The 16,058-nt window shown below is 46.4% G+C and carries 11 protein-coding genes; 8 read left to right on the top strand and 3 right to left on the bottom strand.

The annotated features are described in order from the left end of the window. Positions 1-359: 359 nt before the first annotated feature. From SVI_RS17690 to SVI_RS17675, 4 genes are all read left to right on the top strand, one after another. Complete coding sequence (locus tag SVI_RS17690; protein ID WP_013053018.1) at positions 360-3,266, top strand: alkaline phosphatase family protein; 2,907 nt, start codon at positions 360-362, stop codon at positions 3,264-3,266. Positions 3,267-3,585: 319 nt separating this feature from the next. Continuing rightward, positions 3,586-4,506: a dTDP-4-dehydrorhamnose reductase family protein gene (locus SVI_RS17685; RefSeq protein ID WP_013053016.1), complete on the top strand. Its 921-nt coding sequence runs from the start codon at positions 3,586-3,588 to the stop codon at positions 4,504-4,506. 59 nt (positions 4,507-4,565) lie between these two features. Continuing rightward, complete coding sequence (locus SVI_RS17680; protein ID WP_013053015.1) at positions 4,566-5,852, top strand: sensor histidine kinase; 1,287 nt, start codon at positions 4,566-4,568, stop codon at positions 5,850-5,852. Positions 5,853-5,932: 80 nt separating this feature from the next. After that, entirely contained in the window at positions 5,933-6,472 is a 540-nt protein-coding gene (locus tag SVI_RS17675; RefSeq protein WP_041420459.1) for a response regulator transcription factor, read from the top strand. Positions 6,473-6,744: 272 nt separating this feature from the next. Here SVI_RS17675 and SVI_RS17670 read toward each other — a convergent pair whose 3' ends face one another. Together SVI_RS17670 and SVI_RS17665 are read right to left on the bottom strand one after the other, a co-directional pair. Further along, positions 6,745-8,802: a TonB-dependent receptor gene (locus tag SVI_RS17670; RefSeq protein WP_013053013.1), complete on the bottom strand. Its 2,058-nt coding sequence runs from the start codon at positions 8,800-8,802 to the stop codon at positions 6,745-6,747. A gap of 188 nt (positions 8,803-8,990) precedes the next feature. Then, a complete protein-coding gene (locus tag SVI_RS17665; RefSeq protein ID WP_013053012.1) occupies positions 8,991-9,899 on the bottom strand; it encodes a LysR family transcriptional regulator in 909 nt (302 codons plus the stop codon). 140 nt (positions 9,900-10,039) lie between these two features. Here SVI_RS17665 and SVI_RS17660 point away from each other — a divergent pair, with 140 nt between their 5' ends. Together SVI_RS17660 and SVI_RS20820 are read left to right on the top strand one after the other, a co-directional pair. Further along, entirely contained in the window at positions 10,040-11,140 is a 1,101-nt protein-coding gene (locus tag SVI_RS17660) for an alkene reductase (RefSeq protein ID WP_013053011.1), read from the top strand. A 290-nt stretch (positions 11,141-11,430) separates the two neighbouring features. After that, positions 11,431-12,195, top strand: a complete 765-nt coding sequence (locus SVI_RS20820) for a hypothetical protein (protein WP_013053010.1) — start codon at positions 11,431-11,433, stop codon at positions 12,193-12,195. Positions 12,196-12,446: 251 nt separating this feature from the next. Here SVI_RS20820 and SVI_RS17650 read toward each other — a convergent pair whose 3' ends face one another. After that, positions 12,447-13,166 carry an SDR family oxidoreductase gene (locus SVI_RS17650; RefSeq protein ID WP_013053009.1) on the bottom strand — a complete coding sequence of 240 codons (720 nt, stop codon included), beginning with the start codon at positions 13,164-13,166 and terminating at the stop codon, positions 12,447-12,449. Between the two features lie 185 nt (positions 13,167-13,351). Here SVI_RS17650 and SVI_RS17645 point away from each other — a divergent pair, with 185 nt between their 5' ends. Then, positions 13,352-14,257, top strand: a complete 906-nt coding sequence (locus SVI_RS17645; protein ID WP_013053008.1) for a LysR family transcriptional regulator — start codon at positions 13,352-13,354, stop codon at positions 14,255-14,257. A 349-nt stretch (positions 14,258-14,606) separates the two neighbouring features. Beyond that, entirely contained in the window at positions 14,607-15,803 is a 1,197-nt protein-coding gene (locus SVI_RS17640) for a conjugal transfer protein TraF (protein ID WP_013053007.1), read from the top strand. Positions 15,804-16,058 lie beyond the last annotated feature (255 nt).

Here is a 16,058-nt window from a genome sequence, read left to right as displayed (position 1 = left end):
GTATATTCCAGACAAAATTCATGAGCTCACAGATTAAACAAATGTAATGATTTTGCAAAATATTAATCGTCACAGAGTATTAAAGCGCTAAGGAACTTAGCTTTTATTGTCGAGCTAGCTTAGGTTAAGACGCGGCCATTTTAGTGAAGTCCTCACTGTCCTATATGTGAAATGGGTATATAAAAGCGAACTTTAACCTATGAGCTGGCGTCACTTATGGCCGAGTTCTAGGCTGTAGAACAAGCCTGTTATTCATAATGAAGAAGATAAATCGTTGGCTTAATGTAACCAATATTTTAGTTGTCGGTGAAATATGTAATCATTGAGCGCTCTGTGATTCTTGTGGTTATGAGCTGTATATGGATATTTGTGCTAAATCTTATTGGCCTAGGCTTGGCAAGTGGGCCCTTGTTTCTTGGTCTCTGCTGAGTCCTGCTGTTTGGGCCGATATTGGTGATACCCCTGTCATAGGGGGTGTATTTAATGCCAGTGAGATAATGAGAGATCAAATTGTCTCTTCACTTCACTATTCTACTAAGCTGACGCGAGATATAGCCCTGTTCACTATTGGCGGACTGTCACTCGATGCTTATATTTTAACCCTACCTCTGGATAAAAAAGTTAAAGTTCGAGTCATAGCTCAGCTTAGCGATCCTAGCTATGGCATACCTCTGGGATATTTCCTCTATAGTTTTTATGACAGATATACGGGTCTGAGTAGCGAAGATGAATTTAAGCAGCATTTGGCTAAGGTCTATGGTGAAAAGCAGCTTAAAGGATTCGAGCACAGTCTCTATCATTTTGGTGCCGAGCCTATAAAAGATAAGGCATCTGTTAAACACCAGAGTAACCAATCCCAAGGTCTAAAAGCCGATCGCCAGTTTATCGCATCTATGGTGACCATATATGATGCCTTAGTCGATATCGGTATGTGGCAGGATATGGATGCTGTGCCTGCTAAGTATACCTATCTGACTCAGAGTTCAGCCGATTTACACTTAGTAGATAAGATACAGCCCATTATCATAGGGATCATGTCTAAGGCTGTGGCTGACATGGATGAAGGTGAGATGCAAAGCTCGGTATTAGCCATCATAGAAGATGATAAGCCGGAGAATAGGGGCAAGGTCAATAACAAGGCTCAGGCTCTAACTATCACTCTGATTGATTTTGTGCGTTTAAATGTCCTCAAGGCTTATCGTCAGTTTGTGTTTAAAGAGGAGCGTGAGCAGGCATTAAATGCCTGGATGCAAGCTAGCTTCGATGACAATAGTGAAGTCTTGGTTGGCTTTTTAACCTCACAGCAGCAGCGTAGATATTCGGTGCAAGTAACTGTGGATGGCTTACAACAAAGCCTGGTCGAAGGCTTGGTGGATCAGTCTAAGCCATTTATTCACCGCGCCTATGGGATGCATCTTCAGGGCGCCGATGTTAAACCTAAGGGAGAGGAGACTAAACAGCCAGAGCATAAACAGCAGGTTAAGTTTATGGCTGAACTCGCCGAAGGGGAATATCGCGATCAAAATTATTTGCCATTTTTTAAACGCCTGTATCGGGATCATCCTAGATCGATTACTCAGGTAGGGATCTCTTCTACGCCGACAATCAGTGTGCGTAACTTGCCGATCATCAAGACCGGGGCCAAGGTCTCCGGCGAGGGAGGCACAGGGATCCCCAACTTCCATTTTGTCGATCGCCAGCTAGATCGGGCCTATTACTTTTTCGGCAACGATGCCCTACAACTGGATCGTCTCATGGATAGTCATGGGGTGAGAACCATGTTCGATCGTTTAGCCTATCTGATCACGCTTAACTGTAACGGCCAATATGATTGGAATGCACATACTAGCTACGATGGCTTGGTCAACCTAGGTTTCGGCGAGGCACAGCGTGACTACGGTGAGAAGCGCTGTATCAGGGAGTTGCAGGAGCGAGCTAAGATAGAGGTGAAACTTAGGTTGTTGCGATCGGAGATCATTGAGGATATTCGTGGTTATCAAGGCATCTTCTTCCTCGATGTATTCACTAAATTAACCAAGAAATGGAAGATCGAAAAGGCGATCTCTAAGCTTGCCAAACTCGATGGTCAAGGCATGCCGGATCATACCTTGATCTATAATCCTTGGCCGGATCATTTTGCTCATTTCACCGGGCCTTTCAGTGACGAGATTATCATGCCAACGGGAGAACTCAACCGACTGGACTTTTGGTTGGGCCAGACAGAACAAGCCTATAAAGATGCTGGGATCTATGATCAAACCTTGTGGGGGATGGCGGGGGATCATGGCCTGACGCCCGTTTTTTATGCCCTGAATCCCGAGAGGCAAGTATTTGATAGCTTGTCACATGAGCTGGGTTATCCCCTCTTGGTAAAGAAGATCTCATCCGATGAGGGCGAAGGACCGAAAATCACCAATGCCCTTAATTACGCGAGTAACAGAGGCCTAGATGTGGTTGTGGCTTCTACCGCTGGAGGCAATATGATGATGGACTTCTTCAACGCTAAATCCGGCTGGCAAGCCCAACCTGTTTATAAGGATCTGATCCACTGGCTGCCCATTAACGCTGCAAAAGTTACCGATACTCTGGATATAGTCACCAAGACGGCCAATAGTCTGTCTGAGTCTCTGGATTATATGGTGCTGAGGGAACGTCAATGCAACTCGGCTGGCTGTCAGGTACGTCTAATTGGCCATCGTGATGGTGAGCGGCTCGATGAGCTGGTGGAGCGAAGAGGGGATAAGTTGCTCTACAGCAGTTTAACGGCAAAACTACCTAGATTACTGGATACTCAGGAGTTGAATCCATATCGACAAACTCCCTCTGAAGCTGAGATTGAGCACTTTTCTGAGTTGAAAAGCTTATGTATCACCCAGGCGAACGCTGATGATGTCAATTCATGGTGCACGGTTGAGCAGTGGCGGGATTTGACTCGCTTCACTCTTCGTCCTGATTCGGTGAATCAGCTGGCCAGACTTTATGATGAAGCCCGCGCCGGTACGATAAATTTGTTTCCCAAGGCTGGCATAGGCTACAACACTAAGGTGCCCGGTCGTCATGCTGGAGAGGACTTCCCGGAGAAGGATGCCTTCATCGGTTTCTGGGGCACTCCCATAGGGCCTGATACCAGTATTCTCAAGGTAGAGGAAAATGGCTCATTGGCTCCGACCTTGTATGAATATCTGACTGGAGAGCAGGTGATACCGGGAGAAAATGGCTGGGGTTACCCATCGTTATTGAACAAGCTAGATATTCAACAGCCTTAGATCAGCTTAGGTAAGCAAGTAGCGCATTAATCATGGTTAAACCTTAGTGTAGTAAACGATATGAGTATCTGAGTAAAGAGCTGGTGATACAGGCAGAAAATGGCTGGGGTTATCAATTACCTGATTGAACAAGCTAGATATTCAACAGTTTTAGATCCGTTTAGATCATCTAGATAAGATCAGTTTAGTTAAGCAAAGTTTAGATAGGCAAGTAGCGCATTAATCACGGTTAAGCCTTTGTGTAAATCAATGTGCTTATTTGTTGAAAATCATTACACTGACCCAAGTTTTAAAATGCAAGTTTGGGCACGGAGATAAGATGGCAAAAATAATGATAACCGGTGCGACTGGTTTACTGGGCAGGGCGGTAAAGACTCAAATTGAGGCAAGCCAAATACATCAAGTTATCGCAACAGGTTTTAGCCGGGCTCAAGCAGGTATATACAAGTTAGATCTCACAAATACCCAAGCAGCCGATGAGTTTATTGCCCACCATCAACCCGATATCATCGTCCATTGCGCCGCCGAGCGTCGTCCGGATGTTTCTGAGCTAAACCCAAGTGCGGCATTAGCCTTGAACTTGGGGGCAACCAAGGCATTGGCCGAGTCGGCAAGCAAGCATGGTATCTGGATTATTTACATTTCTACCGATTATGTGTTCGATGGTTCGGCGCCAAATTATGCCGAGTTCCATAAGCCAAATCCGCTCAACTTTTACGGTGAGTCTAAATGGCAGGGTGAGCAAGCATTGCTGGCAACCTCTAAGGACTTTGCGGTACTGAGACTGCCTATTCTCTATGGCCAGGTTGAGACAGTATCTGAATCCGCCATCTTAATATTACTTAATCATTTAATGGATAAGCAGACTCAAGAGGTGGACCATTGGGCGGTGCGCAGCCCTACATCCACACAAGATATTGCCCTGGCTATCGAGAAGATGATCGACCTACAAGTTGCGCAACAAGAGCTGTCAGGTATCTATCACTTCAGTGGCAAGGAAACCATGAGCAAGTACCAGATGCTATTGACCTTAGGTGAAGTATTGGGACTCGACGTCGATCATTTGCTTCCTGTGAGTGAGCCCAGTGACGATGCTAAGCGTCCTAAAGATTGCACCTTAAATTGTGACAGGCTAGCTCTGCTTGGGATCACTTCACAAGTTGATTTCAAGTCTGGCGTATTAGATGCCTTGGAGGCGTCCACTCCGGCGCTGTCGGCTATTGGTTTGAAACTGGGTTAACGAATTTATTATGACGTCTTCACATATTGATACTAAATTACAGGTAGCTAAGGTGTGTTATGCCTAAGAGTCTAGTGCCGAATTTAAAAGCCTGGGATCAGTTAGCCTTGCTGCGTATCTTAGGTTTCGCGCTTAAGCTTGGGCTAACCTTTTTTGCCGCCGAAACCTTTGGCTTGTCTATTTTCAGTCCGGCGTTGAATTATGCCTTGGTGTTAGAGGCTATTTACCTGACAGTCACGTTTGCCATCAGGCAACCCTTGATGTCGAAGGACTCGGGATTATTTGTTCCATTGCTGCTCGATACTGCCTTCTGGATCACTTGGCTGTATTTTTCCGGTGGTGCCACTAATGCTTTTATCTCGCTTTTATTGATCCCAATAGCTATCGCCGCGGTGATCTTGCCACGTTGGGCGCCCTGGACGCTGACGTTAATCTCGACATTCGCCTATAGCTTGATGCTCTATGCTGTGCCTGAGAATCAGATGCGGCACCATGGCATGGATATGAGTTCTCACTATCTGGGTATGTGGTTTAACTTCGTTATATCTTCCTTGGTCATGACCACGAGTGTGGCTTTTATCGCTAAGCGTATGCGCAGGCAAGATGCCGAGTTGGCCTATATGCGAGAGGCGCAACTTAGGCAGGAGAAGTTGTTAGCTCTGGGTACGGCCTCAGCCCAGATGGCCCATCAATTGGCGACACCTTTGTCTAGTCTACGTTTGCTGGTGGACGAGGTAGCTGAAGAGCTTAGTGATGATAATCCTGCGATCGAAGAGATGGAGGCGGCGCTATTAAGGTGTGAACACACACTCAATGAACTTAGATTGGCTACCGAGTCGATAAGAGAACAGAAGCTGATTGAGACCGAAGTCGGTGAGTTAGTGACTTTACTCAGACAGCAGTTAACACTCTTGATGCCTGAGCTGAAGCTAGAGTTACACTTAGCTCCACAAGCCCGAGGAGTGCAGTTCCAAACCGACACCAGCCTACTACCTGCGATTCTCTCTCTGGTTGATAATGCATCTCGTGCCAGCGAGGAGGCTCTTGGTGAGAAGAGGGTACGCATAGAGATCGATATCAAGTCATTAGCCGAGCTGGATCTTAAGTCCCGCTACGGTGGTAAATCTTTACGTTTACGGATCCGAGTGCGCGATTATGGTACTGGCATACCTCAGAGCCTGATTTCTCAACTAGGTCATAAGTTAATTGAGAGCCCATCAGGTTTAGGGGTGGCGCTGATGTTGAGCCATGCCAGCTTCGAGCGCTTGGGAGGGACGCTTATCTTAGGCTCTCATCCTGAAGGTGGGGCCGTGGCTGAAGTGAGCTTACCGGTACTCGCGTCTTAATATGTTTTTGTAAAGCAGTCCATATTTGAATGTAAGTTGGAACCTAAGTTGGAATATTTGTTGGAATTTAAGTGACAGACATAAACAAGCTATTGATCATCGAAGACGACTTAGCATTAGCCTGTGTGCTTGCCAGACGCCTCACTCGCCATGGATTTATGTGTGCACAGGCCCATGATGCGACTCAGGGATTACTGCTGGCGAGACAGTTTAAACCCAGTCATATTCTGCTTGATATGAAGCTGGCGGAGGATAATGGTCTCACTCTGATTGAGCCTTTGAGGCTGCATCTGCCTAAGGTCTTGATGGTACTGTTAACGGGTTATGCCAGTATCGCAACTGCGGTGGAGGCTATACGCATGGGGGCCGATAATTACCTGGCTAAGCCTGTAGACACACAAACCTTACTCAATGCACTTAACTCGACACCCATGGATATGGCAAGCTCGGCTATCGATGAAGAGCCTCTCAACCCTAAGCGACTGGAGTGGGAGCATATTCAGCAGGTGCTCAATGCTAACAAGGGTAATGTTTCTGCTACCGCGCGACAATTGGGCATGCACAGACGTACATTGCAGCGAAAATTATTGAAGAAACCTGTGAGCTGCCATTTAGGATAAGGGCAAGAATAGGTTCATTATCTGGTTATCTGGTTATCTGGTTATCTGGTTAGCTGGTTAGCTGGTTAGCTGGTTAGCTGGTTCGAAATACCTGTCAGTTACTCAATATAAAGCGGGAAGTTGAATCTGCCAAAATAAAAAATCCCCGAGGATATCTCCTTGTTAAACGAGAGTCGCTCGGGGAGGGAAAGTGCAGTGGAAATCCCTAAAATAAACAAAGTTTATAGACCCTAGAACTTAAGATCCCTTACTTAAAAATTAAAACTTAAAACTTAAAATCTGTATTCTCCCGTCAGCCAAGCATTTATGCCTGTACCTGGCATGCGTTCGCCCGGCATCAAATCACCACCCATCACCCGGTTATAACCGGCTAAGTGATCTTCATATTCAGTATCGAACAGGTTATTTACCCCTGCCTTGACCATCCAGCTGTCTGCATCATAAGCAAGAGACAGATTCATCAAGCCATAACCTGCTGTGGTTTCCTCTAATTGTGTCTCAGACACCTTGTTCTGAGCGCTGACACCTAGGGCCTCGACTCGTGCTAACCAGCTGCCGCTTAGGTAATTCAATCCAAGGATGACCTTAGGCGGAGCGATGCGATAGAGGTTATCTTCTATGTCACGACGCTCGCCGCTGACATAGCTGGCATTCATATCTAGGCTCCAGCTTTCGGCTAGCTGGTAAGCTGCGCTAAGATCCATGCCGAGTAGCTGGGCATCGACATTGGCAAACTGCATAGGATTATTATCGCCCATCATCTTAGCTGCCATGATCACAGCCTGATTTGTTGCTGCCACTCCTTGAATATAATTGTCGATACGGTGTAAGAACACACGGGGGCTGAAGCTAAAGTCGCCATTGGCATAATCTGCACCCACTTCGACTTGATAGGCTGTTTCTAAATCCAGATCCATTTGGCCGACATAGGTACGACCATCGGCCAGTCCGCCAGTTGATTGCATCGGCACCCAGAGATATCTCTGTTGGTAGCTGGCACTAGCCTGTTTACGGGCCAAGCCTAAGATCCAACTCAGCTCATTACTCACCTGATAGCGAGTGTTGAGTACCAGATCTACGCCTGTTTGAGATTGCGAGCGGTCGGCATTGTTATATCTGTCCATTAGCATCTTAATTGCAGGTTTTTTCCCCGCCATAGAGTGCTCAACTTCATCGGCATCTGTGATGTAGTGTTTTACTCGTGCACCAAGTTGCCAATTCCACTGGCCGACATCTAGCTGCCACTGAGCAAAGGCTGTGTAGGTATCATTTTTCACACCATTGAAATTATCCACATGGAACATGGCCATGGTCGGGTCGGTGATCACTGAGTTATGCTCGCTAAGCTGAGTATCAAGTCCGAATAACCAGGCGTCTTTAGCTATAGATAATTGACCGTCGAAGCTAGTGCTATCGGCGCTGTTATATCTGGCATTCATCGAGGGCATTTTCATGCGCTGGTTGAAATTATCCATGCCATGCTCGGCATCGCTGTAGGCCAAGTGCCAATTGAGTTCCCAGTCTGATATATCGTGAACGCCTTCAAGCTTTACTCTGTCACTGCGGATAAAGTCGATATCCATAGGCAGAGCCGGAGTGCCGGCTTCGGTGGTTTCAACATGCTGGTAGCCTATGGCTATAGACTCATTGTCTGAGCTCGATGCACCTAGATTGAAGCGGTACTGTCCGCCAAACATATTTTTGTCATAGGTCGTTGGTGAGATCTCGCGGCCATTGCCAGAAGTGGTGTTGTCATCGCCCTTAAGTATGTCGCCATAAACCAGTAGGGCGTGGTCTTGATTGCCAATATTGACCTTAGCGCCAACATGACCCCTTTGACCATTATCTTGATATTGCGCGGCGACTTTACCACTGACGTCATCGAAACTGGCTTGAGACTCTATCACCTTGACGCTGCCGCCTATGGTGTCGGTTCCGGCTGAAACCGGCGCTATGCCTCGGGTCATTTCGAGACGTTCACTATTGACTAAGCTCGCATAACTTAAGGGGGTATCCATGGCATTGGGTCCCGCGCTGGCTAAGCTAACGCCATTCACTTGGGTGTTAACCCTGTTGCCATAGAGCCCGCGATACTGGGCTATGCCAGTGAGTGGGCCATTGCCATTGACGGCGGCTCCGGGAATTTTTTCCAGCAGGCCACTGATATCGACCTTAGGCGATACAGCATCGACCGCAACCGAGCTGTAGCTGCCTTCATGATGGCCGGTTACTTCGATAACTTCGAAGCCAGCGTCATCGGCGAACGCATGGGAAGATGAGAATAGAGCTGAAAAGATCGAGAGTGAGATAATTGATAAGCGCAAGGTCATAGTATTTATCTTAGGTTGTGTGACTGTTGATGATTTGCTTTTTGATGTGACTATCTTGGTTCGTTGGGGATTGTGTCAGTCAAGTTAGTGAGTGACAAAGGCTAATAGCCAAACTGCGACAAGCTGTCGCAGGAGAGGTCAAATATGGGGGCAGGTTTCTGCTGTGGTATAAATCGGGACTAGTTAGTTTACAGGGGATAGCTGCGGCAAAATTCCTGGATACCTTGGTTGATAAAATCTATGGTTTTACGGATCTTTAACCTTGGATAGTCGGTGTGTAGATACACGAGTTGTAGGGGGATTTTCTCCGCCAGCTGATCGGGAAAGAGCAATACCAGCCTGCCCTGATGTACATCCGCGGCGACATCTAACCAACTCTTATAGGCAATGCCTTCACCGGCTAATGCCCAGTCACGAATGACGGCGCCATCATTGCAGATTTTATTGCCTCTGACATGAACCTCATAGCCTGCTCCTTTATGGCTAAATCGCCACTTATTCCAAGGTTCGCCGCCTCGATTGAGGATCAATATTTTATGTTGATTGAGTTCATTGGGGTGCTTGGGTATTCCGCTCTTAGCGAGATAATCCGGTGAGGCTATGGCGACCCTGTGGATCATGGCTAGCTGGCGGCGCTTAAGACTTGAGTCTTCAAGCTGTCCATATCTAAGGGCAAGATGTAGGTTCTGATTGATGAGATCCGACATATGATCGCCGAAGAAGAGGGTGAGAGTCAGCTCGGGAGCCTGATTGGCAAAATCATCCAGCCAGCCACGAATGAGATTCCGCCCTAGATCTGAGGGTAGGGCGATACGTATCTCTCCTTTTAGCTCTCCTCGGTTATCCGCCAGGACCGTGCTAGCTCCTGCCAGTAACTCTAGGGCTTGACGTCCTGTATCGATAAAGACTTCCCCCTCCTGAGTCAGTTTCATGCTGCGGGTAGAGCGGGAAAACAGCTGGCAGTCGATCTGCTTCTCCAGTCGTTGCAGTGCCGCACTGGCCGCCGCGGGCGTCATACCTAGTTCGCGACCGGCTGCCGAGATACTGTGAAGATCGGCGATTCTGATGGCGAGATGGAGATCTTTGAGGTGATACATATCAAATATTTTTTGAAAATGATTCTAATAATAGCCCAATTATCAAAAATTGATACGGGTTATACACTGGTCTCACATTTTTCAGATGGTGAGTTTCTCCCTTGAAAACTCTCTACCTAGTCTCAGCATAAGGTTTTATCATGAAGTTATTTACTCCTTACTCAAATGGTCGGCTCGCTTTATCCAATCGTATGGTGATGGCCCCTATGACGCGATCTAGGACCACTCAGCCTGGCAATATACCCAATGAGATGATGGCTGAATATTATGCCCAGCGGGCTTCGGCAGGCTTAATCATCACGGAGGCGACTCAAATTTCTGATGATAGCCAGGGCTATTCTTTTACACCGGGCGTCTATACCCATGAACAGATCCAAGGTTGGCGAAAGGTGACCTCAGCGGTTCACCAGGTGGGAGGCACCATTTTCAATCAGCTGTGGCATGTGGGCCGGGTGTCTCACCCTGTTTTTCAGCAGGGACTGGCACCGATAGCCCCCTCAGCGATTAAGCCTACGGACACTAAGGTCTGGATTGTCGATGAAGCCCATCCTCAAGGCCAGATGATCGATTGTCTGCCTCCTAGGGAGATGACTCAGTCAGATATCGATAGGGTGGTGAATGACTTTGCCGATAGTGCGGCTAAGGCCATAGATGCAGGCTTCGATGGGGTGGAGATACACGGTGGCAATGGGTATCTCATCGATCAGTTTTTACGAACTAACTCCAATAAGAGAACCGATGATTATGGTGGCAGTCGGGAAAACCGTATTCGTTTCTTGATGGAGGTGGTGTCGGCGGTGAGTAATAGAATCGGAGCCGACAAAGTTGGAGTCAGACTTGCGCCGTTTGTGACCTTCAAGGATATGGATTGTCCGGATATTGTCGATGCCATCTTACTCGCGGCAGAGCAGTTATCTGCAATAGGTATCGCTTATATGCATCTTTCTGAGGCTGACTGGGACGATGCACCACAGATCCCTGCTAGTTTCAGAGTTACACTGCGAGAGGTTTTTAAAGCCTGTATCATAGTGGCAGGGCGTTATGATATTCACAGGGCCAATGAGATTTTAATCAGTGGCCATGCTGACTTAGTCGCATTTGGCCGTTCATTTATAGCTAATCCTGACTTACCTTACCGTCTGTCTAACCAACTGCCCCTGGCTGATTTCGATAAGGGGCCTCTGTTTGGCGGCGGCGCAGAAGGTTATATCGATTATCCGCATTATGAGATAAATGCTTGAAGGTGTCTGCTTTAGGTTTAACGGCGACAAAATACTAGCCTAGGATATTATTTCAGCTTAGTAGCGTTGAATTTATTTCATTAACCCTCATCTATCTATTAAAGGGATCCAGTTTCGCCCTCAGTCTAGTTCTGAACTATGAACTATGAACTACGAACTATGGCTTAAGGCTTAAGGCTTAAGGCTTAAGGCTCAAGATTGGAACATAGATTGATTCATAGGTGAGGTGCTGATGGACCTGTTAAAGATAAATTCAATAACTATGTTCGACATAAATCAAAGGAATAAATATGAGTTTGAAACGGACCTTTCCTAAAGCACTCCCTTTAATATTACTCGCTATCTTGGTATTTTTAGCGGGCTACGGGTTAGCAAGTTTCCAAGGGAAAAGGCAGCAAATAACGGATGAGCTAGATAGTTTTCACCGGGAGGTCTTAATCGCTTTTCGCCTGCTAGATCAGTACACAGCTCAATGTGATGTGCAGAAACATGCTAACTTCTCCGATTATATTGTTCATGCAAATAACAAGTATGCTTTAGTGCTCAATAAGGCGGCTGGTTTCCCTTATTATCTAGATTCATCAGTTAGTCGAGATCACGATAATTCCGTCTATGAGTTTAAGCAGAGAGTTTCAGAGTCCAGAGCTGCGTTGCTCCAATGTAGCAGTCAGAAAGATTCTGTCGATGTCAGCCCTATTAACATGATTTTACCTCAAGACATGGAAGGGTATGATCTGCAGATGGTGGAGTTTATTCAAGTAGGTGGGGACGATCCCTTCAATAGCACCAAGATGATCGAAACTCCATTGAAGCAAGATGTAACGGCACGTCAGTTGGCGCAAACACTAGCTCAGCTAATAAGTCCCTATAAGATGGCTGGCGAGGTGAAATATTATGAGCTCAAGGATGGCACTGCCTATGTGGTGTTCGAGATGGATGAAGATGGTTGGGCCGGTGTCTCTGTCACAATAGGTAAAATCCGCCCCTTGGTGGAGTTGAACTTGCTGCAATACCCAGAGATCGACAAGGTTAAATTTGGGAGATTGCCTGAATAGACTTTTTTATCAAGATGACCATTATAAATTCAATAAAGGAGTCGCAGTAAGGGGATCGCAATAAAGGGTTAATAGTCAATTAGCCTCTTGGTGCCTTTTAAGGTTAAATCGAAGAGACAAGTTTCTCGAAACTTGGGTCAGAGCAAACACGGCTATTGCTGCCTTATATCTATTGGTATTAGGCAGCAATGCCCTGCTACGACATACATGCACGACCCCTGCTGCCTAGATTGTCGATGACTTGTATCTTGTTATGCTTGCTGACGAGTCGCAGCTAATACGATTTCACGCACGCAGACACTTTGAGGTTGCTGGTAAGCAAATAAAGCCGCATCTGCGATAGTTTCTGGCGCGATAACGCCGCCCATCTCTTCTTTCCAATCTGCATAGCCGGCTTTTATTTCATCACTGCTAGTGTGTGACAGTAACTCAGTTTCAACAGCCCCAGGCGCTATTGTCACAAGGCGTACATCATGGGTGGCCACTTCTTCGCGAATGTTTTCGGTCAGTGCATGTACCGCAAATTTAGTGGCGCAGTAGGCCGCATGATTAGGGAAGGATTTACGACCCGCGACCGAACTGATATTGATGATAGTCCCCGTCTTGCGTGCTTTCATATCGGCCAATACAGCATGGATACCATTGAGTACGCCCATGACATTGATGTTGATCATGCGGCTCCACTCGGCAGGGTCTTGAGTATCTGTGTGGCCAAGTAACATGACCCCAGCGTTATTAATCAAGCCGCCAACTGGGCCAAATTTGGCAACTGAGGTAGCAATAGCGGCCTTAATTGCTTCACCGTCTGTTACATCGACACTGATACATAGGCTGTTCTCTAGCTCTAGGTCCAACATGGGCTCGAGGCGGCGAGCCAATAAAAGTAGCGGATGACCCTTAGCGCTGAATGCCTTGGCCATAGCAGCGCCTATACCTGAAGATGCGCCTGTAATTACGATAAGTTCTTTCATCTGTTTATACCTTCTGATCTGCTTATTAGAGGGATAGAAGCGACTGGTTATTGAGTCGTTCAATCAAGTTGCAAGCATTATAGAATTAGAGCTATTGTTGATATATACCCTGCAAAGAACATGATTGTTTCTAGGCGGCACCTAATGTCATAATCTAATTGGCATCTTCAATATGAGAATCGAGTATGAGTAAAAGTGAAATAAATCTGGCAGATGTTAAGGCGTTCACTGTGATAGCTGAACAAGGAAGCTTTACTAAGGCGGCCGAAGTCTTGATTTGTTCACGCTCCCATCTCTCTAAACAGTTGTCCCATTTAGAGTCCTACCTAGGGGTGACACTTATTACCAGGACGACAAGAGCACAACGTTTAACTGAGCAAGGGCTGGCATTTTTTAGTCGGTGCAAGGCGGCCTTAGACAGTATCGACCAGGCGGTGGATATTGCCGTAGACAATGCTCAAAACTTACAGGGGAGCATCAAGATCAACTGTGTCGGTGGTTATCTCGGTGAGGAGGTTGTGGCTGGTCTGATTAATGACTTTATCCTTAAGTATCCCGGGATCTCAGTGGAGCTGGATTTTAGTAGCCAAAGGGTCGATCTATTAGTTGATCAGTTCGATCTGGTCTTTAGGATGGGCGAGCTGGAAGATTCCGGGCTGGTGGCACGTAAACTGATGGATATTTCCAATTTGACCTTAGCATCACCTAAGTATCTGCAGTCTAGAGGTTACCCGCAAGATCCGAAATCACTCAAAACACACCAGTGTATAACGGGATCGATCAATAACTGGTCCTTCTATCATGTGGATAATGGTGAGCATAAACTCGATGTGCATATCAATGGGGTTTTTCGCTGTAAAAATGGCAGGGCGATGAAACACAGCGCTTTGGCGGGCAATGGCATAGTTAGATTGCCGCAGCTGTATTGCGTCGAAGAACTCAATCGTGGTGAATTAGTCTCAGTATTTGAAGATTGGCGAGTCGCCGACACACCATTTTATCTGCTTTATCATAAAGACAAATTTCAGCCAGCGATATTAAGAGAATTCGTAGGTTTTACTGCTGAACATTTTAAGGATTATGTGCTTTAGGACAAATAGAGATAATTTATACTTACTAACTGTGAATTTAGTCATTTACCCAGTGGATTAATTAGCCATCAAACGTGGTAGATATTCATACTTATTAGTTGGTTAGCTTATATGCCTATTGGGGGGATAATCCTGTTAAAAAAAAGATTAAAATAAATCGATACTAGTGTTGGTTTTTTAAGCGTTCGTCGTACACAATTCAGAATGTTGGACTATCTTTAAATTCGACTGTTTTTATGTCTTGCTACTTATTTTTGTCAGTATTATTCAGAGCGCTAAGCTGAGTTTTACCAAGTAGGGAGAAGGTAATGAACATCAGAAAATAAAAATAAAGATAAGGGCTGAACGGATGAAAATGCTCAAACTTGCACTTAGCTGTGCACTGATACTCTCCCCGTCGATGGCTATCGCTGGGCAGCAATACTACGAGGCTCGCAGCGATGCCATGGGCGGCGCAGGCGTGGCTTCATCAAACCGTGTAGGGGCAGCCTTCATTAATCCCGCTCTATTGGCCCTACAAGCACCTAAGTTCAATAATTTTGCCATGTTACTCCCGGTACTCGGAGCCGATGGCGCCGATAAAGATCAGATGCTAGATAAGTTTGACTCACTGCAAGACTCCTATGATGCTCTAGACGCTGCAATCACTGCAGGTAATGCTACAGGGGTAGATAAGTTTCGTGATGACCTAGTTAGCGATCTCGAGTCTTTAAAAGATAATAATGCTTATGTAAGTGTAGGCATTGGATTTTCTATCGTATTACCCACACATAAGATGCCTATGGCGGTATTTTATAAGAGCTATATCGATGCTATTGGAGTCGCTGCTATAGCCCAGTCGGATATAGACAGCCTTAATGGCTTAGATGCTAATACCCCCCCAGGCCTAGCAGACTTAGATTCACAAGGGGCTGTGGTTGCCGGTGTGGTTTCTGATTTAGGCGTAGCCCTGAGTTTTCCACTTTCAATCGTCAATATGCCCATTGCTGTGGGGATATCGCCTAAGTTTCAGCGGATAGATACATACAACTACGTAGTCAGTGCCAATAACTTCGAAGCCAGTGATTTTAATGATTCCAAGTACAGAAATGATGAGGTCACATTTAACTTAGATGTTGGTATTGCCATGGAGCCTATATCTGGATTAACCATCGGCCTGTCGGGTCGTAATCTTATCAGCCAAGATGTGGAGACGGTAGAAGCCCAAGGTCGTAAGTTTACCTATCAGATTGAGCCTATCTTTACTGCAGGTGTGGCTTACGACTGGGGTAGCCTAACTTTGACCTCAGATATAGATCTCAATGCCCATAAGCGCTTCGAAGAAATTGAAGGTACACAATATTGGCGTGTTGGCGGCGAGTTGAAGGCTACAGATTGGTTTGCATTGCGTGTAGGTTATCGCCGCGATATGAAAGACAACAGAGCGAATATCTACTCATTGGGTACAGGCTTCGAATTTGGTCGAGTCTTCTACCTGGATTTTACCGGCATAGTCGGCAGCGATGATGCCGTAGGTGGTGTGCTGCAGACTTCGTATCATTTTTAAAAGCAGCTTCGAGGGCACTTGGTTTCGAGAATGTTCGTAAGCTCACTTCGAGGACGCTGTGCTTCGAGGATGGGAACAAGTTCCCTACGAGTTCGCCAACAAGTTGGCTGCGAGAGAAGAGCTAAAGCTTGTCCCTGTGACGAAGTCACGCCCTCGCGCAGTGACGTCCTCCTAGTCGCTTCTCAGCCTTCTCGGAGGAGCAAAGCTCCGTCCTCGCTTTTAGGCCTTCTCGCAGCAGCTTTGCTGCGTTCTCCG

The sequence above is a fragment of the Shewanella violacea DSS12 genome (assembly GCF_000091325.1).
Taxonomy (GTDB): domain Bacteria; phylum Pseudomonadota; class Gammaproteobacteria; order Enterobacterales; family Shewanellaceae; genus Shewanella; species Shewanella violacea.
This window is presented reverse-complemented; position numbering and strand designations above follow the sequence as displayed.